The sequence below is a fragment of the Cellulosimicrobium cellulans genome, assembly GCF_006539945.1.
Classification (GTDB): Bacteria; Actinomycetota; Actinomycetes; order Actinomycetales; family Cellulomonadaceae; genus Cellulosimicrobium; species Cellulosimicrobium cellulans.
The window spans coordinates 43,480-62,531 of record NZ_BJNZ01000027.1; the positions used below are offsets into that span (position 1 = coordinate 43,480).

The 19,052-nt window shown below is 71.3% G+C and carries 23 protein-coding genes; 4 read left to right on the forward strand and 19 right to left on the reverse strand.

Annotated features, from left to right (window positions below):
- Positions 1 to 42 precede the first annotated feature (42 nt).
- The 19 genes from CCE02nite_RS16700 to CCE02nite_RS20555 form a co-directional block, all read right to left on the reverse strand.
- A complete protein-coding gene (locus CCE02nite_RS16700) occupies positions 43 to 987 on the reverse strand; it encodes a DUF3560 domain-containing protein (RefSeq protein WP_141390747.1) in 945 nt (314 codons plus the stop codon).
- Between the two features lie 79 nt (positions 988 to 1,066).
- Positions 1,067 to 1,366, reverse strand: coding sequence for a hypothetical protein (locus tag CCE02nite_RS16705; protein WP_141390748.1), 300 nt, complete (start codon positions 1,364 to 1,366; stop codon positions 1,067 to 1,069).
- 151 nt (positions 1,367 to 1,517) lie between these two features.
- Positions 1,518 to 1,850 (reverse strand): hypothetical protein, encoded by a 333-nt coding sequence (locus tag CCE02nite_RS16710; protein ID WP_141390749.1) that lies wholly within the window; start codon positions 1,848 to 1,850, stop codon positions 1,518 to 1,520.
- Positions 1,851 to 1,926: 76 nt separating this feature from the next.
- Positions 1,927 to 2,334, reverse strand: coding sequence for a DUF6573 family protein (locus CCE02nite_RS16715; protein ID WP_141390750.1), 408 nt, complete (start codon positions 2,332 to 2,334; stop codon positions 1,927 to 1,929).
- Positions 2,331 to 2,585 carry a hypothetical protein gene (locus tag CCE02nite_RS16720; protein ID WP_141390751.1) on the reverse strand — a complete coding sequence of 85 codons (255 nt, stop codon included), beginning with the start codon at positions 2,583 to 2,585 and terminating at the stop codon, positions 2,331 to 2,333. Before CCE02nite_RS16720 ends, CCE02nite_RS16715 begins: the two co-directional genes overlap by 4 nt.
- A 577-nt stretch (positions 2,586 to 3,162) precedes the next feature.
- The gene (locus tag CCE02nite_RS16725) at positions 3,163 to 4,575 is read right to left on the reverse strand and encodes a ParB/RepB/Spo0J family partition protein (protein ID WP_170227354.1); all 1,413 of its coding nucleotides are present in this window, start codon (positions 4,573 to 4,575) and stop codon (positions 3,163 to 3,165) included.
- A 387-nt stretch (positions 4,576 to 4,962) separates the two neighbouring features.
- Positions 4,963 to 5,127 carry a hypothetical protein gene (locus tag CCE02nite_RS20545; RefSeq protein ID WP_170227355.1) on the reverse strand — a complete coding sequence of 55 codons (165 nt, stop codon included), beginning with the start codon at positions 5,125 to 5,127 and terminating at the stop codon, positions 4,963 to 4,965.
- A gap of 258 nt (positions 5,128 to 5,385) precedes the next feature.
- Positions 5,386 to 6,417 carry a DUF4192 family protein gene (locus tag CCE02nite_RS16730; protein WP_141390753.1) on the reverse strand — a complete coding sequence of 344 codons (1,032 nt, stop codon included), beginning with the start codon at positions 6,415 to 6,417 and terminating at the stop codon, positions 5,386 to 5,388.
- A gap of 450 nt (positions 6,418 to 6,867) precedes the next feature.
- Positions 6,868 to 7,029 carry a hypothetical protein gene (locus tag CCE02nite_RS20550; RefSeq protein ID WP_170227356.1) on the reverse strand — a complete coding sequence of 54 codons (162 nt, stop codon included), beginning with the start codon at positions 7,027 to 7,029 and terminating at the stop codon, positions 6,868 to 6,870.
- 25 nt (positions 7,030 to 7,054) lie between these two features.
- Positions 7,055 to 7,276, reverse strand: coding sequence for a ParB family protein (locus CCE02nite_RS16735; protein ID WP_141390754.1), 222 nt, complete (start codon positions 7,274 to 7,276; stop codon positions 7,055 to 7,057).
- A gap of 248 nt (positions 7,277 to 7,524) precedes the next feature.
- Positions 7,525 to 8,412: a ParA family protein gene (locus CCE02nite_RS16740; RefSeq protein WP_141390755.1), complete on the reverse strand. Its 888-nt coding sequence runs from the start codon at positions 8,410 to 8,412 to the stop codon at positions 7,525 to 7,527.
- 166 nt (positions 8,413 to 8,578) lie between these two features.
- Positions 8,579 to 10,285: a bifunctional DNA primase/polymerase gene (locus tag CCE02nite_RS16745; RefSeq protein ID WP_141390756.1), complete on the reverse strand. Its 1,707-nt coding sequence runs from the start codon at positions 10,283 to 10,285 to the stop codon at positions 8,579 to 8,581.
- Between the two features lie 294 nt (positions 10,286 to 10,579).
- Positions 10,580 to 10,831, reverse strand: a complete 252-nt coding sequence (locus tag CCE02nite_RS16750) for a hypothetical protein (protein WP_141390757.1) — start codon at positions 10,829 to 10,831, stop codon at positions 10,580 to 10,582.
- Positions 10,832 to 10,937: 106 nt separating this feature from the next.
- Positions 10,938 to 11,228, reverse strand: coding sequence for an ArsR/SmtB family transcription factor (locus CCE02nite_RS16755; protein ID WP_170227357.1), 291 nt, complete (start codon positions 11,226 to 11,228; stop codon positions 10,938 to 10,940).
- A gap of 201 nt (positions 11,229 to 11,429) precedes the next feature.
- Positions 11,430 to 11,735 (reverse strand): ArsR/SmtB family transcription factor, encoded by a 306-nt coding sequence (locus tag CCE02nite_RS16760; RefSeq protein WP_141390759.1) that lies wholly within the window; start codon positions 11,733 to 11,735, stop codon positions 11,430 to 11,432.
- 47 nt (positions 11,736 to 11,782) lie between these two features.
- Positions 11,783 to 13,147 carry an AAA family ATPase gene (locus tag CCE02nite_RS16765; protein WP_218027142.1) on the reverse strand — a complete coding sequence of 455 codons (1,365 nt, stop codon included), beginning with the start codon at positions 13,145 to 13,147 and terminating at the stop codon, positions 11,783 to 11,785.
- Entirely contained in the window at positions 13,144 to 14,586 is a 1,443-nt protein-coding gene (locus CCE02nite_RS16770; protein WP_141390760.1) for a hypothetical protein, read from the reverse strand. Before CCE02nite_RS16770 ends, CCE02nite_RS16765 begins: the two co-directional genes overlap by 4 nt.
- A complete protein-coding gene (locus CCE02nite_RS21090; RefSeq protein ID WP_255318925.1) occupies positions 14,579 to 15,673 on the reverse strand; it encodes a M15 family metallopeptidase in 1,095 nt (364 codons plus the stop codon). Before CCE02nite_RS21090 ends, CCE02nite_RS16770 begins: the two co-directional genes overlap by 8 nt.
- An 8-nt stretch (positions 15,674 to 15,681) precedes the next feature.
- Positions 15,682 to 16,125 (reverse strand): hypothetical protein, encoded by a 444-nt coding sequence (locus CCE02nite_RS20555; RefSeq protein ID WP_170227358.1) that lies wholly within the window; start codon positions 16,123 to 16,125, stop codon positions 15,682 to 15,684.
- A gap of 206 nt (positions 16,126 to 16,331) precedes the next feature.
- Between CCE02nite_RS20555 and CCE02nite_RS16785 the strand changes: the two genes are divergently transcribed.
- From CCE02nite_RS16785 to CCE02nite_RS16800, 4 genes are all read left to right on the forward strand, one after another.
- Entirely contained in the window at positions 16,332 to 16,949 is a 618-nt protein-coding gene (locus CCE02nite_RS16785; protein WP_141390761.1) for a DUF6668 family protein, read from the forward strand.
- Positions 16,946 to 17,215 (forward strand): hypothetical protein, encoded by a 270-nt coding sequence (locus tag CCE02nite_RS16790; RefSeq protein WP_141390762.1) that lies wholly within the window; start codon positions 16,946 to 16,948, stop codon positions 17,213 to 17,215. The genes CCE02nite_RS16785 and CCE02nite_RS16790 overlap by 4 nt, the downstream gene beginning before the upstream one ends.
- 12 nt (positions 17,216 to 17,227) lie before the next feature.
- Complete coding sequence (locus tag CCE02nite_RS16795) at positions 17,228 to 17,953, forward strand: DUF8175 domain-containg protein (protein ID WP_141390763.1); 726 nt, start codon at positions 17,228 to 17,230, stop codon at positions 17,951 to 17,953.
- Positions 17,946 to 19,052, forward strand: a 1,107-nt coding sequence (locus tag CCE02nite_RS16800; protein WP_141390764.1) for a hypothetical protein, incomplete at its 3' end; no start/stop codon positions are given. The genes CCE02nite_RS16795 and CCE02nite_RS16800, both read left to right, overlap by 8 nt.

Below are 19,052 nucleotides of genomic sequence, written 5' to 3' on the forward strand. Positions count from 1 at the left end.
CTGGGCCCGGGCGGGCCGGTCGTGGCCCGCCCTGGCTCTGGTTCATGCGGTGGTCGCGGGCTTGTGGTCGGTGACCTCGTGCCAGGGCGCGCGGTCGGTCCAGGAGTAGTCCGTCTCCACGCTCACGGACTTGGCGTTGACGCGGGCCACGCGGCGCCACCAGTGGCCGATCTTCACGGCGTCGCCCTTGGCGACGTTGTGCGGCCCGTAGTCGGTGACGGCGCCTTCCGCGATCTGCTGGGCGCGCACGCCCTCCCAGTGCGCGAGGTTGTCCCGCGCCTCGGCGATCCGCGGTGCCATGCGTGCGGCGCGCGCGGCCCGCTCTGCCTCGGTCGCGGGCCGGTAGCCGTTCGTCTCGCGGTCGTAGACGTCGGCTGTCAGCTCGCGCTCGTACTTGCGGATCTCCGCGGCCAGCCGCTCGATGCGGTTTCCGACGGTCACCGGGCTGTACCGGGCGCCCGTCGTCGCTGCGGCGGTCGCCGCGGCCTCCTGGGCGGTCACGGCGTCGCGCTCGGCATGCACGGCGGTGCCGAGGGTGGACCATGCGCGCTCGGTGTCGCGGCGGTGGCGCCTCTCGGAGTGGTGGCCGATCTTGATCGGCTCCCCGCCCACGGGCAGCCGCTCGACGGCCGCCTCGTGCCGCGCGTACGCGGCATCGGCGGCGCCCTTCTTGCGCTCGGCCTTGGCGGCCAGCGCCTCGGCGCGGTCGGCCTGGCGGGCGGTCCTTTCAGCCTCGACGACCGCGGCCGGGCGGGCCGCGTCGTCGATCAGGACCTCGACGTCGTGCCCGGCCTCGCGCAGCGCGGCCGCGGTCGCCTCGATCGTTCGGACCTTGGCGACGCGGTCGCGCGACTGCGGCACGTACCAGGTGCCGAGGTTGCGGCTGAACCGCCAGCGGTGGGCCTTGAGGACGACGTTGGTGCCGTCGCCGCGCTCGGTGCCGTCGATGAGGGTTCCGGCCTCGCGGGTGTGGGTGATGGTCAGCATGGTTCGCTCCTGCTCGCGTGTGGTTCCGATGGGCCAGCCGGTGGGCCGGGGGTTTCCCCCTCCGGCCCACCGGGGCACGTCACGCGCGCAGAGCGGCCCGCTGCCCGAGCCGGCTGTACCACTGCCCCGGCCCCACGGGGCGCAGGAATCCGCCGACGACGTCGAAGTTGGTACGGCCCTTCCACGTGCCGCGGGTGGCGTGGTCGCCGCTGGCAAGGATGTTCGTCACGGACAGCGTCCGGTGGTCCGCGCGGTCCATGCGGTCGAGCAGGTCGTTCAGGTTCTCGCCCGTCCGGGCCGCGCGCTGCTTCGCGAGCTCGATGCTGCGGTCGAACGCCTCGCGGGCGAGAGACGGGATTGCGGCGGTGTTCTGAGCCACGGGGGCCCTCCTTTGCGTTGGTGTCAGGTGGCCGGTGGTCTCCGGCCGTTGTGTGCCCTTCCAACAACTCAAGTATACATCATTGCTCGCGCGATGTATACCTCAGTTGAGGGGCGGGCCGGGCGCGGTTCACGCCCGGCCCGCTGGTGGCTCAGTCGAAGAGTTGGCCGGCCTCGGCCTCGGCTGCCTCGTCGGCGGCGTCGATGGGGTCGCGGCCGGCGTCGTAGTCGTCGCGCCAGGGGCGGTCCGCGATGTCGCGGTGGGTGAGCCAGATTTGGCGCGTGAGCCGGAGGTCGACCAGGGCGAGCCAGAGCGCGAAGTCGGCATCTCCGTTCGCGTACTGGGTGACGTACTGGTCGGGGTAGCCGGGCAGGCGGCGGCGGATGCGCTCCTCGAGCGCGGCGCGCTGCTCACCCTCGAGCTGGGCGGGGTGGCAGTTGATGGCGGCCACGCGCTGGCGCATGGTCTGGTGCTCGGTGGTCATGGTGGTTCCCTTCGTGGGCCGGGCTGGTTCGGGTGGCCCGCGGCGGGCCGGTCGTCGGCCCGCCGCGGGTCGGGCTTCAGTCCTCGCCGGGGAGGCTGATGGTCACGACCGGCGCGGCGGTGTCGCCGGGGCCGACGTGGAGCACCAGGTCGAGGTCCTGGGCCTCGACCCGGTCCGGGGCGTTGGGGACTCGGGCCACGGTGAACCGGGAGCGGCCCGCGCGGGCCGCGATCGTGGCGAGCCAGAGCACGTCCCACAGTCGCCCGGTCTCGTCCTGCCCGGCCTCGTACTCGGGGTTCCACGCGACGGCCTCGGCGTGGGCCGCCTGGGTGAGCGCGACGGGCCAGCGGAACCCTGCTTCCTGGGCCAGCGGCCCGGCGTCGACCAGCACGCCGTCCGCCAGGGCCTGGGCGCGGGTGTACGTGTGGATCGGCGGGCCGAACACACCTTCGGTGGTGGGCCGAGCGTCAACGTCGGCGCTCATGCGTAGTTGCGGGGGTTGGGCTGGGCCGCGCCGGCGGTCCAGGCGGCGTGCACGGCGTCGGCGTACGCGTCGGCCGCCGCGAGGGTGGGGTGCTGGCTGTGGCGCGAGGACGGCGAGAACCACCCGTCCACGACCATGACGCCGGCGCCGATCCCCCACGGGGTCCCGTCCGTGACGATCGTCCAGCGCTCGTGGTCGTGGTAGCAGGTGACGTCCGGGCGGACGGTTGGCTGTTCGGTGGTGGTGGCCATGGTGACCCTTCCTGCGCAGGTGGTGGGTGGCCGGGGTCCCGACCGTTTTTCGCCCCCTCCTGGCGCCGTAATCACCGCCCGCATAAGCGGCCCGGAGTGCAACCCGCGGTCCGGCCCGACGGCGGGGCTCGTCGCCCGGGAGAAGCGACGAAGGAGCGCCGGGCGGCGAGTTTCGACGGCGGGCCGGCGACGCAGTCGAGCGGGTTGCGCGCAGGGTCGCGCGGGCGATGATGGAGAGCCAGGAGGGGAAGAAAACCGCGCGCAGCGCGGACAACGCGCCGCGCAGCGGCACCGCTCAGGTCCCGGCCGCAGGCCGGGAGAACCACACACCCGCCCAGCTCGACGACCACAGCCGGCCCCACCGCTCCCCCACCGGCCACCGGCCGACCCACCTGCCCACCGGCAACTCGTCTCGCTGCCCGTCGACGCCGACGCCGGCCCGAGCTGGAGGCGGGGGTCCGGGGGGCGGCAGCTCCCCGGTGCCCGTACCGGCCCTCGATGGGCCGGTACGGGCAGCACCACGCGCGACGGCGCGCGGTCCGCGGGGTCTCCCCCACGGGCCGCGCGCCGGGCCGGGCTACTTCTTGGGCGCCTTGCCCCGGGCGATCTTCTCCACGTCGCTCAGGGTGTAGCCCCAGGACTCCAGCGCGGTCAGGTACTCGCGCAGGCTGCCCTGGTTCCGCCAGGACTGGACTCCCGTCCCGGTCTCGCACGCTGCCAGGCAGAGGACGAGCGCGATGTGCTGCGCCCGACCCGCCGTGGCCTTCTCGGCGGCCTGCGCGATGCCCTGGCTGCGTGCCCGGTACGCGCTCGCGCCGGGCTTGATGCCGAGCCACTGCGCGGCCAGTTCGTGGTCCTTGTCCGCCCCGTGACCGAGGGTGTGGGTGGCGGTCGCGATCTGGGCGGCGATGAACGCTGCCGCGCCCGTGGGGGCGGTCTTGCGCTGGGCGAACTCCGCGAGGAACTTCCGCCGGACGACCTCGGCTGACTTCCACGCCTTGTTGTTCTCGATCACCTGGCGGCGCTCGGCCTTCTCCGCCTCGCTCATCGGCCCGGAGCGCTGGGTGCTGCCGGTGCTGTACCGGTCGCCGTGGCCGTGCTTGCGCCAGTTCGTGCAGACGTAGACGACCTCGACCCGCTGCCACTGCGACAAGATGTAGGCCGCGTGGCCGGGGCACGCTGCGTGCTTCTCAACGGTGAGATCGGTGCCGTTGGCGTCGTCAGCGGCGGGCTTGAGGCTGTCCAGACGCTTGATCTTGGCGTCGTTGTAGTCGGGCCGGGGAACCTCGGTCACGTTCTGCGCGGCCAGCGTCTCGCGTGCGGCGGCGACCTCGGCGGCGCGCTGGCGCTCGTCACGCGCCCGCTGGGCCTCGTGCGCGAAGCGTCCCGGGTCCTTGATCGCGACGGCCGTCAAGGTCTTGACGGTCTCGGTGTCGTCCTCGAACTCCGCCAGGGCGGCGGCGACGTCGAGCGGCAGGTCGTACTTGGCCTGGACGGCAGCGGCGACCTTCGATCCTGCGACCGTGAGTGCGCTCGCCACGGCGCCCTTGTCGGTGCCGGTGCGCTTGGCGATCTGCCCAGCGCTCAGGCCGATGAGGGCCAGCTGCTGGAACGCGGCGGTGCGGTGGCTGTCGCGCATGTCCTTGCGGTGGTCGTTCTCGGCCAACTGCTCGACGATACGCCGGGCCTCGTCCTCGGTGCCGTCGATGATCTGCACCGGGATCGTCTCCCGGGCGGCTTCCACGGCAGCCAGCGTGCGGCGCTGACCTTCGAGGACGACCAGGGTGCCGTCCTCAGCGCGGCGGGCGCGCACGGCCTGCAGGACGCCGTGCTGCTTGATCGAGCCGACGAACTCGGGCGTGAGGTCGGCGTCGGCCCGCACGTTGACGCCGACGACGAGCGTGCGCGGGTCGACGTGGGCGAACTCGACGCTCTCGGGGGCCGTGCTCGCCTCGGCCTGCGTAGCGGGTGCTTCGGTGGTGGTGGTCATGGTGACCCTTCCTGCGCAGGTGGTGGGTGGCCGGGGTCCCGACCGTTTTTCGCCCCCTCCTGGCGCCGTAATCACCGCCCGCATAAGCGGCCCGGAGTGCAACCGACCGGTCCCGGAACGGCGGGGCTCGTCGGCCGAGCTCAGGGAGCGCAGCGACCGCAGGCCGACGAGTTTCGACGGGCCGGGACGCGCAGCGAGGTCGGTTGCGCGCAGGGTCGCGCGGGCGATGATGGAGAGCCAGGAGGGGAAGAAAACCGCGCGCAGCGCGGACAACGCGCCGCGCAGCGGCACCGCTCAGGTCCCGGCCGCAGGCCGGGAGAACCACACACCCGCCCAGCTCGACGACCACAGCCGGCCCCACCGCTCCCCCACCGGCCACCGGCCGGATCACGTGACTTCGACGAGGAGTTGGGCGAGGGCGACGACGACCCGGAGGGCGGTCAGGAGCAGCGTCCAGGCCCCGACCGTCCAGCGCTGACCGCGGCGCGACTCGGCTTCGGTCCGGTTCGTGCGAGGCGTGAGCTCGTCGTTCGTGTCGTGGCGGTTCGTCATCGTGTTCCCCTGTCGTCGTCCTCGGCGCGCCGGTCGTCTGTGCCGCCACTTACTCGGGGAAGGTCTCCAGTTGCCCGGGTCTGTGACAGGCCCAGGGCGGCGAGCCTGGCTACATGGGTCGGTGACGACTGAGGCGGGGGCTCGGGGGGCGGCAGCTCCCCGGTGCCCGTACCGGCCCTCGATGGGCCGGTACGGGCAGCACCACGCGCGACGGCGCGCGGCCCGCAGGGTCTCCCCCACGGGCCGCACGCCGGGCGGTTACTTCGTGTCGCGCTCGCGCACGACCCAACCGGGGGCCATCCCGAACTGGACGGCGGAGTTGAGCAGGAGCGCGAGCCTGTAGGTCTCATCGGCCTCGAGCGCGCGGGCGAGCGCGTCGGCCGCTGCCACGCCGTTGCCGTGCCACCAGGCGACCAGGCCCCACAGGGTCCACGCGGGGGCGCTGGTCGGCACGTGGGCCACGATCTGGGCGAGCAGGTCGCGCGCCGCGTCGGCAGCGTCGCCGGGCTGCACGCCGACCTTCTGGTCCGCGATCGCGGCGACGGCTCGCCCGGTGGCGTCGTCGGGGGCGTTCCCTGCGGCGGTCTGGGTCACGGTGTCCGGGTCGATCCCGGGGACCATGGACAGCAGCGCGGCGTCACGCACCTTGGTGTGCGTGAGCATCTGCGCCAGTTCGCCGTAGATCCCCGGGCCGTCGACCAGTCCGGTGAGCGCGAGCCGCCACGTCGCCAGGGCGTGCGTGGTCTGCTCGTCGACGTTCTTCGCGGCGTGCTTCTCGGCGGCCCGGCGGGCCGTTGCCTGCGCCTCGGGCGACGCTTCGCCGGGCAGGAGCCCGGCGCGGTCGCTGGCGGGGGCGACGCCGAGGGCGACCATCTCGGCGGCGAGCACGCTCGTCGTCACGTCCGACAACGGGCGCACGACGGCGAGGGCGGCGTGCATGTCGACGTACCCGGCGGTGCTCACGTGGACGGCGTCGTGCACGTCGACGGCCTGGCCGTGCAGCGCTTCGGTCATGCTGGCGAGGGCGCGGTCGGCCTCCTCCCGGTCCTCGGTGTAGAGGGCGACGACGGCCGACGCGGCGCGGTCGTTCGCGATGTGCACGGCGAGCATGTCGGCCGTCTCGGGCTTCACGTCGGACAGGTCGACGCGCGCGACCAGGCCGACCGTGCCGGTGTTGGACCGGCGCGCGACGATCACCAGGCTCTCGGTCGGCGCGTAGCCGATGCGGTAGGGGATGTAGGCGAGCACGTCGACGACCGATCGTGCGCGGAGCGTGATCTGCTGAGCCACGTAGGGCTCCTTCCCGCCAGGTGGTGGGTGGCCGGGGTCCCGACCGTTTTTCGCCCCCTCCTGGCGCCGTAATCACCGCCCGCATAAGCGGCCCGGAGTGCAACCGACCGGTCCCGGAACGGCGGGGCTCGTCGGCCGAGCTCAGGGAGCGCAGCGACCGCAGGCCGACGAGTTTCGACGGGCCGGGACGCGCAGCGAGGTCGGTTGCGCGCAGGGTCGCGCGGGCGATGATGGAGAGCCAGGAGGGGAAGAAAACCGCGCGCAGCGCGGACAACGCGCCGCGCAGCGGCACCGCTCAGGTCCCGGCCGCAGGCCGGGAGAACCACACACCCGCCCAGCTCGACGACCACAGCCGGCCCCACCGCTCCCCCACCGGCCACCGGCCGGGCCCGGGAACGACATCGCCCCGGTGTCCCTCGTCCGAGGGCACCGGGGCGGTGAGCGGGGTTCCTAACGCTGGTCTCCTGCCGGAGTGTTGGGCCAGATCAGGTCTCCGACGACCGGCCTGCTGTGACCGTCCATCACGAGACTGAGCAGGCTCCCTTCGACGCCTGGGCTCGCGGGTGCGATCGTCACCTGGACCGTGTGGGGGTGTGTGAGGTCGATGGTCATGCGCTGCTCCTTCGGTCGGTGGCGGTCATGATCCGATGGGCCGGCCCCTGCGGAACTCTCCTCGGTTCGCGGGGAACGGTTCGCCGTCGTTGAGCTCGTGCTCGAGGCGGGCTAGTTCGCGCTCGAGCGCGGTGCTGAGGAGTGCGGTCATGGAGACGTGACCGCCTTCGAGGCCGCCGGTGCGCAGCACGGCCGTCTCGGCGCGGCGGATCAGGTCCTCTTGGAATCGGAAGGTCCGGGAGACCATCGCTCCGCCGACCGGTGCCGGCGTCGGAGGTTCGGCCGAGCGCGTTCGCGGCGCGGGGAGGCGTCGCCTCGCGGAAGCTGCGGGCGGACCCTCGGCACTGGCTGCCGGTTCGGGCGACTGCGTCGGCGGGGCTGTGGGCCCGGCTGATGCTTCGGCGACCGGTGCTGGCGCGGCGGGGGTCGCGATGGGCTCGACGCGAGGAGTCAAGGAGATGGGGCTCGTTCCGCTAGGCCGCTTGCGCTCGACCATCATGCGATCCTCTCGGCGTACGCGGGCAGAATCCGGTCGATGATGCGCTGGGCGACTTCGTCGAAGATCCGCACCGTGGTGCGGCCGCGCTCGTCGTTCCAGGCTGTAAGGGAGACGCCGGCGGCGTCGGCCTCGGCGAACCTCGTCCACTCGGGCACGTACGGCGGTGTGAGCTCCACTTCGACGTCGCCAGGGATGATCTTGACGGTGCGCAGGTTCCACACGAGGTCTCCAAAGCGCTCTCGGAGGCCCTCGATCTGGAAGTCTCCCTCTGCGGTCTGGCGGCGACGTGTCACGAGGACGCCACCGACCCGCAACTCAGGGTTGGCGAGGTCGACCGCGTGCTGCGTCACGAAGTCGCTGACGCGGATCGCCGCCTCGACGGAGTCATACCCGGTGTCCGAGGGGATGATCACGACGTCAGCCGCGCTCATCGACATTTGCACGAGGTGGCCGAGGTCGGGACGGGAGTCGATGAGGACGACGTCGTAGTCGTCAGTCCATCCCGTCAACGCCTTGCGCAGACGGCGGAACGCACCGACGGTGCCGGCTTCGGCTTCTCGGTTGATTAGGTCGAAGCGGGCGGGAATCACGTCGATGTGCTTGGCCTCTGCTGTCAGCTCGCCCGCGGCGTTCCTCCAACCGCACTCGACGACGGCCCCCTCCCCCGCGCCCTCGGCGTTCGCGGCGATCGCCTCTGACACGCTCGGGATCGGGTTCGCCGGGTCCCACTCGATCCCGAGCCGTCGGGTTGCGTTCGCCTGGGGGTCCATGTCCACCACCAGGACGTTGAGGCCCTGGCGCGCGAGACCGGCTGCGGTCTGCACGGTGCATCCGGTCTTCTGGACTCCACCCTTGTTGTTGGCGAAGAGGATCGTGACGGGCATCTTGGCACCTCCAGGTGCAATGCAAGCATTGCAATGCTTGCGTTCGTTGCTGGGCGCGCCGCAGCGCTGTCAGACAGGATAGCAACTAATCGAATGCTTGCATTCCTTGTATGTATTGCAAGACTTGCACTGCTTACAATACATACAAGTCTTGCGTGCGACGCACCTACGTCGCGAGACCGTCGACCAGCGTCCACTCGCTCGCCTGCGCGTCGTCCGGCGGCCACCACCAGGACTCTGCGGGGTCTCCGGGCTCGATGGACTCGTGCCGGCTGAGATAGGTACGCCAGGCCCCGCGCTGTGCGGCGTAGAGACGCAGCTGGGCCGCGACGGCCTCGAGAACCCCGAGATGCTCGGCGACCCGAAGCAGGGCGTCAGACCGGGGGAGTAGGGCGCCGCGTGCGCGGTCGAGGAGTCCCCACGACGTGAGCAGGTCGACGGCCTCGTGCACCGCCCTGCGGGAGATGCCAGTGGTGTCCACGAGCTGCGTGACCGTCTCTGCTCGGCCGTTCTCGACGGCCTCGAACACGAGGGCGGCCACGTGGCCGAGTTCGCGGAACACGGGGCGCAGCGCGTGGATCCGCCCGCGGTCCCAGCGCAGGTCCGCAGCGCGGTCGATGAGGTCGGAGGGCAGCGTGAGCGCGTACAGGTCGGCGTACTCGCCGCGCCCTTGCTCGAGTCGGTCGATCCAGCCGGCCTTGCTTAGCTCGTGGAGCAGGACAGAGACAGTCGAGTGGTCCATCCCGGATGCGATGGCGAGGGAGCGCGTGCCGAACGAGACGTAGCGACTTCCGGTCTTGTGGGCGGCTTCTCCCAGTGCGCGCAGGAGGAACCGAGCCCCGTACCACTTCCGTCCGGGGAACCGGTGTTGCTCGCTCGTGCGCAGGCAGGCTCGCCAGGTGCGGATGAACGCGTGTTCGTCGCCAAGGCCTGGAGCACCCCCCTGTGACTCTTGGGCGCTTGTGTTGGATCTGTGCACAGTGACATTCCGCGTCGTGGCGGACTGTTCGGCGTGCTGGGCTACGAGGCGTTGGGCGTTGTGCCAGTCGCGGGCGAGGGCGCCGTGGCGCTGTGTGGGGGAGTAGCGCGCGTAGAGCGCAGCCAGGCCGGGCCAGCGTCCGTCGCTGAGTCGGGCTGCGACGTCGGCCAGGCGCCAGCCAGCGGCGGCGGCGCCGGCGATGACGGCCTGGCGTGCCTCGGACGGCGAGTCGTAGCGGTCGGTGTCGTAGACGCCGTCGCGGGCGATGCGCGTCAGGCGGGCCGAGAGGGCCCGGCCGTGGGCGGCCGAGCTGCGGGGTTCCGTAGAGGGTTCAGCGGCCTGTAGAGGGGCCTGGGTGGCTCGCCGGGCGCCGATCTGGGCGCGGTACGTCTCCTGCAGCGCAGCGACGACCTCCCGTGGGCTGGGCCGGTGCAGGACGTCGACGGCAATGTTGAGGCTCATCGTCAGCGCCTGGTGCCCGCCGCTCGCGTGGGCGGCACCGGGGACGCGGATGCACCCGGTGCGAAGAGACTGGTGCGGGCCGGGGTCCATCGTGGGGTAGGCGGTGGCGATGGCCTCGACGAGTTCGCGGGCGCTGGTGTAGTCCAGTCGCTCGGCCAGTGGAACGTAGACGTGGCGGCCGCCGTTGGGGGAGACGTCGGTGATCACCCGAGCGCCGGCGGACTCGAGTTCGCGCACGAGCCGGGACGCGTCTGCCATGACGCGTGCCGCACCACCGCGTGAGGAGTCGAGGTCGAAGCACAGGGCGCGGCAGGTGCCGTCGTCGCCGTAGACGCGCACGGCCGCCGGCATCGACGGCAGCACCGCCGTCAGGGCCCGCTCGTCACGGTCGCGGTACTGGATCCCGCTGGCGCGGCGAGAAGCGAGTCGCACGCGAAGCGCACCGGCTAGCAGGGGCGCGCAGGCTGCCCACTCCGCAGCCGCGGCGGCCTGGGACTCTCTGGACGAACGTCCAGAAACGGACGCAAGCACGGTTGCGTCGATCGGTGTGTCGCGCTCGCCTTCGTGTGCGGGCGCCCGCTGGGTGCTTATGATGGTCTCCAGACAGCGACGCACCTGAGGGTGCGTCAATCGGGGCCCATCACCTCCGTCGCCGCCAAGCTTGAGGGTGATGAGCTTCGTATCGTGGCCCGCCCCTTCGGGGGCGGGCCGCTCTGCGTTATGCGGTTATGCAGTCTTGAGAGGCAGCTCCTCCTGCTGGCTCGGCTGCTCGGGCCACCACGCGGGCAGGCCCGAATCGTCAAGTTCGATGTGACGAGCGACGCGCTCGAGCACGACGCCAAGCGACTCGCCGGCCGCGTCTGCCATCTGGTCGAAGACAGCCTTCGTGCCCTCGTCGACGCGCGCGTAGAGCGCGGCCGTCGTGCGAGGGTCAAGCGACCCCCGAGGGCGGCGTGCCCTGGTCGGAGTGCTGGTCATGGCCACGAACCTAGTGCTAGTGCTAGCGCCGCGGTGGTACGACGCGCGGCGTGTCGCTCCGTCATCGCGCAAGCGACGTCGGCATTCCTTCCAGGCGAAGGGCGCTTCAGCGGCCAGCGATGTAGTCGCTGAACGCGGTTCCCACCTTCTCGACCTGCTGGCGGTCCGCCTGCCACTGCACGCGACGACCCTGGCGCCGCTCAGGGGGCACGTCGGCGTGGACGAGCCCTTGCGCTTCAAATGCGCGCAGGTGGCTCTGGACGGCCTGCCTGGTCGCGCCGAGTAGGTCCGCGAGTTCCGCGATCGTGAGCGTGTCATGGAGAGCCAGGGCGCGCAGCACCTCGGCGCGCGCCCTGTTGCCGACGAGCTCAATGGCGACCTCGACCTCCCTGGGCATCCCCGGGGGCTTCGTTAGTCGCGGCATGGCTTCATCCTGCCGGATGAGCGCCTGCCGCTCCGCCCCCTCCTACTCACAATCTATCGTTGCATGTTGCTAGCCCTGGTGCTTTCCAACTCAACAGCGGCGATGTTCGCGACGAGTCACGAGGTGAGCGGGCCCGGGCGCGCTGTGCGTGCCCGGGCCCGAGTGTGCGGAGGCTCAGCCGAGCAGTACTCGTTCGAACTTCTTGAGCAGCTGGCGCACACGCTTGTCGTCGAGTTGGTAGCGCACGTATCGACCGTGGCGCTCTTGCTGGGGGAGATCTCCCTGGATCACTCCTGCGGCCTCGAGCTCGCGCAGGTGCTTCCCGAGGCTGCCGGTGGCGATACCGGTGCCCTTCTGGATCGCACCGAAGTAGTTCTCGGCGGGCTTCTTACGCAGGTGGCGAACCACGGCGATCCTGTCATCGCTACGGGCGATCTGACCGAGCGAGTCGAGGTCGTCGTCCGGGGACTTGTACGGCAACTGAGGTCTCGTTCTGTGAGGGCTGATGTGTGGACTTGCGCGGCCGGTCAGAGACCGCGGGCTACCGCTGCCCCCGCAGCTAGCCAAGCACGTCTTGTCTCCGGCCGCAGCGCCCCGTACCGGAGGGTGCCCTCCTGCATGGCTGGATCGAAGGGAATCGCGACGGACTCTCGGGCGATCCACCGGTCATCTGCCGCGAGCTTCGACGCCTCGTCGAGCGTGCCGCCCTTCTTCTCCTGGCTGACCACGACGACGGCGTTGCGCGCGAGAGCGGCGCTGCGCTGGTCGCGCTCTTCGAGGGTGTCGAGCAGGAGTCGCCCGGCCTCTGCTCGGTCGGGCTGCGTCGTCGTCGCGACCACCAGCTGGTCGGCGTTCTCGACCGCGCGCAGCCACAGCTCGTCAGACTCGTCGTTGCCCGTGTCGATGATGATGAGCCGGTAGTACTTGCGCAGGACGGAGTGGAGCGCGTCGAACTGGTCGCCGCCGAGCCGCTGGTCCTTGGCGAGGATGAGCGGCTGGGACCGCAGGACGTCGTACCGGTCGCGCGTCTGGTGGTGCACGTAGTGCGCCAGGTCGGCGCTCTGCGCCGAGGTCCCCAGCAGTCGGTCGACGGCCGGAAGCAGGTCCAGGAAGGTCGCCTCATGTGGCCCTTGCTCGGTCCTCCACCCCAGCGTCCCCCTCGTCTGGTTGTTGTCCATCGCGGCGACGCCGGCGCCGCCGAAGAGCGCGAAGACGGCTGACAGGCAGATCGTCGTGGGCGTCTTGTTGGCCCCACCCTTGCCGTTCACGATCGCGATGGTGCGCGGTCCGGGCCAGTGCTGGGAGACGTGTCGGGCGTCCTCGCGCTGCTCACGCTCGGCCTCGCTGGGGGACATGCGGATCCCGACTCGAGTGAGAAGGCCGCGGAGACCCTCCTTCGCGGGCTCCTCGACCTGCTCTTGGGTGAGGAACGACTCTCGCCGCTCGCGCCGGGTGACGGGGGCAGCATCATGCGCCTCCGGTGCGTGCGCCGGCTCGGAGGGCGCGGTCGGGTCCCCGGCGGGGGTGTCCTGGACCGGGCTTGCCGCCAGCGTCGCGATAGCGGGGAGCGCAGCGGGCTCCTCATCGAGGGCCAGCGGCTCGGCGTCAGCCGTGGGCGCCGGGGCCTGCGTAGCCGTCGGCGCGACAGGGTCGACGTCCTCGACGGCGATGACCTCGACCCGGCCGTCGGGAGTGACCCGCAAGTGTCGCGTCTCCGCTCCGGTCTCGGCCTGGACGGTGATGGGCTCGCCGAAGCGAGCGGTGTGCTCGACGAGCAGGCTCACGGCTTGGGCCTGAACCTCGCTCGGTGGGCCCGGGTTGAGATCGACGATGCGATCAGGCATCCGGACCTGGCCGCCTGTGCCGTCGGGGCGGACGAGAACGGTGATCATGGGTTCGTCCTTTCGTTGGTGCGGGGGAGTGCGTACAGCAGGGTTTGGTCGACCTTCTCGGCGACGAAGTAGGCAAAGTCGTCGGTGACCGCGAAGGGCAGGGCGGGTGTCGTGCTCTCGCCGTAGACGCGAACGGTGCCGGTGCTAGCGGAGACGGCCGCGCGGCGGTCGGAAGAGCCGTAGACGGTGCGTCCGTGAACGGCAGTCGGCGTGATGTTCTCGAGCTGGGCGACGTGCGGCGTGCTCGAGTAGTCGACCAGGACGGACCCGAGCGTCATCGATTCCCCGGTGGGGTCGTGCAGGGGAACGTCGTCGGCGCGGATCGCGCCGGCCTCGACGGGGCTGGAGGCTCGGATCGTGCCGTCCGCGAGGTCGATGAGTGCGGCGACTGCGCCGTCGTCGCCGGTGGACCAGGTGACGACGAGCTGGGAGTCCGTGGCGGCGGAGACGACGAGGGGCTTTCCGGTGGACCCGGTTGGCCGGGGGAGCTCGTGCTCCTGCGGCTCGCCGTCGGCCGGGACCAGCCACCAGGTGTCGGCCCCGACGGCGATCACGCCGTCCGCAGTCGCCAGGACGGGCCGGGCGCCGACCGGGACGTCCCGTCGGGTCAGACCGTCGCCGTCGAAGAGGGCGACGGTCTGGTTCTCGAGCGCGACGAGGGGCACCGATCCGAGGTAGGTGACCCTGCCGCGTGCGGTCAGGTCGAGCGTGACCGGGGAGCCGTCCCAGTCGTCCGCGCTCATGTCGAGAGGCCAAAGGCTCAGCTCCTCTCCAGAGGAAGCGGCGAGGACGGGGCGGCCCTGAACCTCGGCCGGAGTCACTTCCGAGCGTGCCTTCGAACCGGTCCAGGTCGTGGTCGCAGTCGCCCCGTCGACGATGCGCAGCTCGCCGTCCGGATCCGTCAGGACTACGCGTCCATCGGCCAGGAGGGTGGGCGTGGAGCGTGGCGCGACCGGCAGCGCCCATGTGGCTTTCTGCGCGAACCCGGGCGGGGAGAGGACCGGGAGGTTCGCGCCGGCACCGGGCAGCGAGGCCGGGGTCGTGGGTCCCGTGGCCGCAGGGGGCGCCGGATCTTCGCCTCCGGCGAGCGCGACGCCGACGGCCGTGAGGCTGAGGACGGCCACGACGCTCGTGCCGATTGCTGCGAGGAGGAGCGGACGCCGGCGGGGCGCCACGCTCTGCGGTAGGGGAGTCGTGTCGATCGCCTCGCCGGTGGCGGTCACGATCATCTGGAACACGCCGTCAGGGGTGGCGGCTCGCACCCGCACGGCGTTCAGGTGGTGGGCGCGAACGTACTCGGCGACCGCCTGGACGCCGACGGTCGTCGGGCTCTCTACTTCCGGGACGACGACGCGCGCCCCGTCGACGAAGAGCGCGCCGTCGGCGTCGAGGCGGAGGTTGACCACCGGGAACGGTGGCACGGACTGCGGATCAAGCATCTCGAACTCCCCAAAACTCCCAGTGCCACGGCTCGGGGTTGTTCCCGTCCGTGTCGGCCCATGCCGGCAGGATCCAGCCGTAGGCAGGGGCGTTGTTCTTCATCCAGACGTGCTGCGGTGTGGCGAACCGGTTGATGCCTCCACCGAGGTCAACTGCGAGGGCCCAGCCGTGGAACGAAGTGCCCGGCGTGGCAGCCATGCCGCCCTTCTCGCCCTTGAGGATGACCTGGGTGTCGTAGTCCCGGTACGCGTCGGTGATGGCGATGTCTCGCCCGAACTGCGCGCGGTAGGCGTTGTTCAGCGCGATCAGCGCGTCGACGGCGTCGGCGCGCAGGCGGTGGCCCGGGGCCCACGGCAGCGGCTTGATCTGGCTGTCGGGGATGCGCCCGTTCTGGTGTCCACCCCAGGGGCCGGGCTCAGCCCAGCCCACCGGGATCTCGCCCGTGCCCGCGCCAGTGTCGACGGCGCAGCTGGGAGCCGATCCGGTGTCGCTCGGGTCGACGACGATGCCGGCCAGGGCAGCGACGATGGTGTTGGCCGCGTCCCAGTGCCGCTCGTAGTGCCACGGGTCGGCGTTGCGCTGGACCCGGTGGATGGCGATGGTGGGCTCGAGGTCCGCCCACCCGTCGACCTTGACCAGCGCGCGGAAGAAGAGCTTCGCGCTCGTGGAGGGGTCCATGACCTCCTCCTTCGTGCCCCACCCCAGGCACCACTGCTGCTGGAAGAGGCCGAGCGAGCACGTGGGGGTGCCGTCCGGGTTCGTCACGCCGTGGATGTCGTCTCCGTAGTCGACGTTGATGAGCGTCGACTCCCCGAGAGCCGCCTGGACACCGATGATCTGCGCCTTGACGGGCAGCCCTTCCTCGGTGGCGGCGTTCATGATGAACGCGGCGTTGAGGATCTGCTCCGCTCGCTTCTCGGGGTCGCTGGAGAGGCCGGCGTTCGCGATGTCGGGCAGCTGCTCGGTGTTGACGCGGACGGCGTCGGTGCCAACTCCGGTGGCGCCTCCGACGCAGGCACCGCCGCCGAGGACGACCACCAGGAGGATCGGGAGGAAGAGCGCCAGCGCGGCAACGCCGCCCGCCACGCGGCCCATCAGGCGTCACCGGGTGGCGTGAGCCGGTCGACGAGCCACGGGGCGTCCACCGACTGCCGCACCAGCTCGACGCGGTACTGCCCAGCGTCGGTGCCAACGAGCACGGAGGCGGAGGTTCCATCGGGAGCGGCGCTGAGGGCTCCATCGTCGGTCACGGTCGCGGCGGGGATAGAAGTCGGGTCCGTGAACTCGAACGCCTGCCGAGCGGCCGGCGTCAGGTGCGGCGCGAAGGCCCCCCACCAGTCCTCATAGGCCCGGTCGCGAGCCACGAAGTCGGTGAGAGCCGCAACGGCGGCGGCCCGAGCGAGCGTGTCGTCGTCCGGAGCAAGGGTGTCGGGGGCGGACGCCCCTGGTTCTGGCGTCGAGACCTCCGGCGGCGGGGCCGCGGTCGTCGCCGTCGGCGCCGCGCTCGGCGACGCGGCGCAGCCTCCGAGCCCGGCCACGCACGCTGCTACGACCGCCGCGGCCGCAAGTCGCTGGTAGTGCTGCATCCGCTCCCCCGAGTAGGTCCATCTGATGAGAATCTGAGGCAAGACTAGCAGACATCCATGCAATCGTGCGATAATCTAAGTCCATCAACGTTAGAAGGAGTGAGGGAGTGATTCGACGCAAGCGGGCGCCGGCAACCCCGGCCCCCCAGAACCCCTTCGTGGCCTCGACCACCGCTCCTGCTGTGGCTCTGCAGGAGGAGGTCAGTGGGGATGCGTTGTGGGACGACGCACTGAGCCTCACGGGCCCCGCCCGCCCCGAGTCCGCCCCGCATGTGGATGTCAGCAGCGAGCGTCCATGGCCGGTCGTCGAGACGGCAGAGCGCCCGACGGTCTGCGTCATGGGTCTGCACGGCGGCGCCGGGGCGAGCACCGTGACGGCCCTGCTCGGGCCGGACGCCCTCGATGTCGGGCGAGCCTGGCCGGTCGCGTCCGGTTGGGAGCGGCCTCTTCCCACACTGGCCGTGGTGGCTGTCGCCCGGACGAACCGCGCCGGCCTGGAGGCAGCGGACCGGTTCGCCCGCCTCTGGGCCGCCGAGACCCTTCGCGCGTCGCGACTGGTGGGTCTCGTCCTGGTCGATGACGCTCCCCGCCTCACCGTGGCGCAGCGGTCAGCCGCGCGCCGCCTCGGGCGCATGACCCCGCACGGCTGGCATCTGCCATGGATGGAGGCGTGGCGGGTGGAGCCCGTCAACCTCTCCTCGAGCCCCCTGCGAGTTCGACAGGTCATCAAGAACGTCCGCGCACTCGCGCGGGAAACCGAAAGGGATGAAGCATGAACCGGATCTATGCGCTGGCCACCAGCGTCCTTCCGAACCCGACCCCGGAACCGCCCCCAGGCGTCGACGGCATCGAGACTCTGCTCAACTACCTGGCGTGGGGAGTCATCATCCTCGGCCTGGCCGGCTTCCTCTCGTCCGCCGGCTACCTGGCGTTCGCCGCGTTCACCGGCCGTGAGATCCAGGGGTTCAAGGGTCTGGCGATCAGCATCCTCGTCTGCATCCTCGCGTCGGCGGCCGGCACCATCCTGCTGGTCTTCGTCTAGGAGCTGCCGACCATGAGCGACGAGAAGGAGACATCGAACCCGTTCAACGCCTGGTGGTGGGTCTCGGGCGGGTTCCTGCTGCTGATCGTCGTCCTCGTGGCCGTGATGATCGCGACGTCGTCAGGATCGGATCCCGATCCCGACCCGTCGCCGAGCGTCACGGCGGCGCCCTCGCCCTCGTCGACAACGGGGGCCGAGCTGGACGAGGACGACACCTGCATACCGGGCGGTGCGGACCAGGACATCCCCGTCTCCGGGCCAGAGGCCCAGTGGGAACCGGTGGGGTACTTCATGGTCCCGACGTCCCCCGAGTACGGACCGGTGGACGGGCCGGAGCCGCTGTGGCCCTGCTTCGCGCACTCGCCGACGGGCGCGCTGTTCGCGGCGGCCCACTTCTTCGCAGGGCTCGGAGAGCCGAACTACGAGGAGTTCAGCGCCGTCGCCGCAGCGGACAACCCCGCCCTGGACGCCTGGCTGGCTGCTCAGGATCCCGCCGACCGGGAGCAGACGCCCGGGCGGGTGGCGCAGATCGCCGGGTTTCAGTTCCAGCAGGTCGAGCCCGATGCCGTGATCGTGAGCCTGGGCTTTCGCCAGGACGACATCGAGGCTGAGGTCCGGGTCTCGCTGGTCTGGGACGACGCGGTCGGCAACTGGCAAGGCGACCTGGCGACGAGCCAGCTCACGCCGTCGATCGTCGACCTGACGACTTTCACCTCATGGGGGGCGACCGATGGCTGAGGAATGCTCCAGCTGGCACGACTTCTCCTGCCAGCTCGGGAACATCGGCAGCAGCGTCGCGGAGTCTGCTGCAGCGGACTTCGTCAAGAGCCTGGGAGAGGGCACGGTCTCGGTGCTCGGGTGGCTGAACACCTTCTGGATCAACATGCCGAACGTCGACGTGACCTCCGGGCCGGTGACGCTGATCCAGGGCTACCTGTCCTGGTACACGTTCGCGTTCGCCCTGGTCGGGACCCTCGTTGCGCTCGGTCGGATGGCGATGACCCACGACATTCGCAGCGGGGCGGGGGCCATCAAGATGATCGTGCGCCTCATCATCACCTCCGCTGCGCTCACGGTGGGGTTCACGGCGCTGATGGCTGCCGGTGACGCGTTCGCACCGTGGATCGTGGAGAAGGTCACCGGCGAACCGATGACCCTCAACGGGTTCCTATCGGTCGAGATGCTGATGGCCGGCGGCGTCGGCCCGGGGCTGATCCTCGGGCTCCTCTCCTTCTTCGGCAGCTTGGCGAACGTGGCGTTCATGATCGTGCGCAACGCGCTGGTGCTGGTTCTCTTCGCCTTCCTGCCCACCCTCGCCGCAGCGTCGGGCACCGAGTCGGGAGAGCAGGCCTTCCGCAAGGCCATCGGGTGGATGACGGCGTTCGTGCTGTTCAAGCCGGTCGCGGGCTGCATCTACGCCCTCGGGATTCTCATGCTGAAGACGCCAGCTCAGATCCCGGGACTGGACCCGGTCGCGAACGCGATCTATGCCTCGTGCATCGCCGTGGTGGTGCTCCTCGCGGCAGCGCTCGCACTGCCCGCGCTCGTGAAGTTCATTTCTCCGGTCGCCGCACACGGCACCTCGAGCGTGTTCTCCGGCGGCGGCGCGGCCGCGGGCGCGGTCGCCGCGGGCGCGGCGGTCGTCGCGATCGGCGCGACGGGCGGCGCGGCTGCACCCGCCGTCGCCGGGGGCGGAACTGCGGCCGTGGGCGGCGGTGCCGCGACCAGCAGCGGCGCGGCGTCGGCCGGTGCCGGCGCCGGTGCCGGTGCCGGTGCCGGCGCGAGCGGAGGCGGGTCCGCGTCCGGCGGCGCGGCCGGCGGAGGTGCGTCGGGCGGG

What these genes read in the sequence shown, in the direction of transcription:
- CCE02nite_RS16700 (WP_141390747.1), bottom strand. Translation starts at nt 987, where the DNA reads ATGCTGACCATCACCCACACCCGCGAGGCCGGAACCCTCATCGACGGC.
- CCE02nite_RS16710 (WP_141390749.1), bottom strand. Translation starts at nt 1,850, where the DNA reads ATGACCACCGAGCACCAGACCATGCGCCAGCGCGTGGCCGCCATCAAC.
- CCE02nite_RS16715 (WP_141390750.1), bottom strand. Translation starts at nt 2,334, where the DNA reads ATGAGCGCCGACGTTGACGCTCGGCCCACCACCGAAGGTGTGTTCGGC.
- CCE02nite_RS16720 (WP_141390751.1), bottom strand. Translation starts at nt 2,585, where the DNA reads ATGGCCACCACCACCGAACAGCCAACCGTCCGCCCGGACGTCACCTGC.
- CCE02nite_RS16725 (WP_170227354.1), bottom strand. Translation starts at nt 4,575, where the DNA reads ATGACCACCACCACCGAAGCACCCGCTACGCAGGCCGAGGCGAGCACG.
- CCE02nite_RS20545 (WP_170227355.1), bottom strand. Translation starts at nt 5,127, where the DNA reads ATGACGAACCGCCACGACACGAACGACGAGCTCACGCCTCGCACGAAC.
- CCE02nite_RS20550 (WP_170227356.1), bottom strand. Translation starts at nt 7,029, where the DNA reads ATGACCATCGACCTCACACACCCCCACACGGTCCAGGTGACGATCGCA.
- CCE02nite_RS16735 (WP_141390754.1), bottom strand. Translation starts at nt 7,276, where the DNA reads ATGGTCTCCCGGACCTTCCGATTCCAAGAGGACCTGATCCGCCGCGCC.
- CCE02nite_RS16740 (WP_141390755.1), bottom strand. Translation starts at nt 8,412, where the DNA reads ATGCCCGTCACGATCCTCTTCGCCAACAACAAGGGTGGAGTCCAGAAG.
- CCE02nite_RS16750 (WP_141390757.1), bottom strand. Translation starts at nt 10,831, where the DNA reads ATGACCAGCACTCCGACCAGGGCACGCCGCCCTCGGGGGTCGCTTGAC.
- CCE02nite_RS16755 (WP_170227357.1), bottom strand. Translation starts at nt 11,228, where the DNA reads ATGCCCAGGGAGGTCGAGGTCGCCATTGAGCTCGTCGGCAACAGGGCG.
- CCE02nite_RS16765 (WP_218027142.1), bottom strand. Translation starts at nt 13,147, where the DNA reads ATGATCACCGTTCTCGTCCGCCCCGACGGCACAGGCGGCCAGGTCCGG.
- CCE02nite_RS16770 (WP_141390760.1), bottom strand. Translation starts at nt 14,586, where the DNA reads ATGCTTGATCCGCAGTCCGTGCCACCGTTCCCGGTGGTCAACCTCCGC.
- CCE02nite_RS16790 (WP_141390762.1), top strand. Translation starts at nt 16,946, where the DNA reads ATGAACCGGATCTATGCGCTGGCCACCAGCGTCCTTCCGAACCCGACC.
- CCE02nite_RS16795 (WP_141390763.1), top strand. Translation starts at nt 17,228, where the DNA reads ATGAGCGACGAGAAGGAGACATCGAACCCGTTCAACGCCTGGTGGTGG.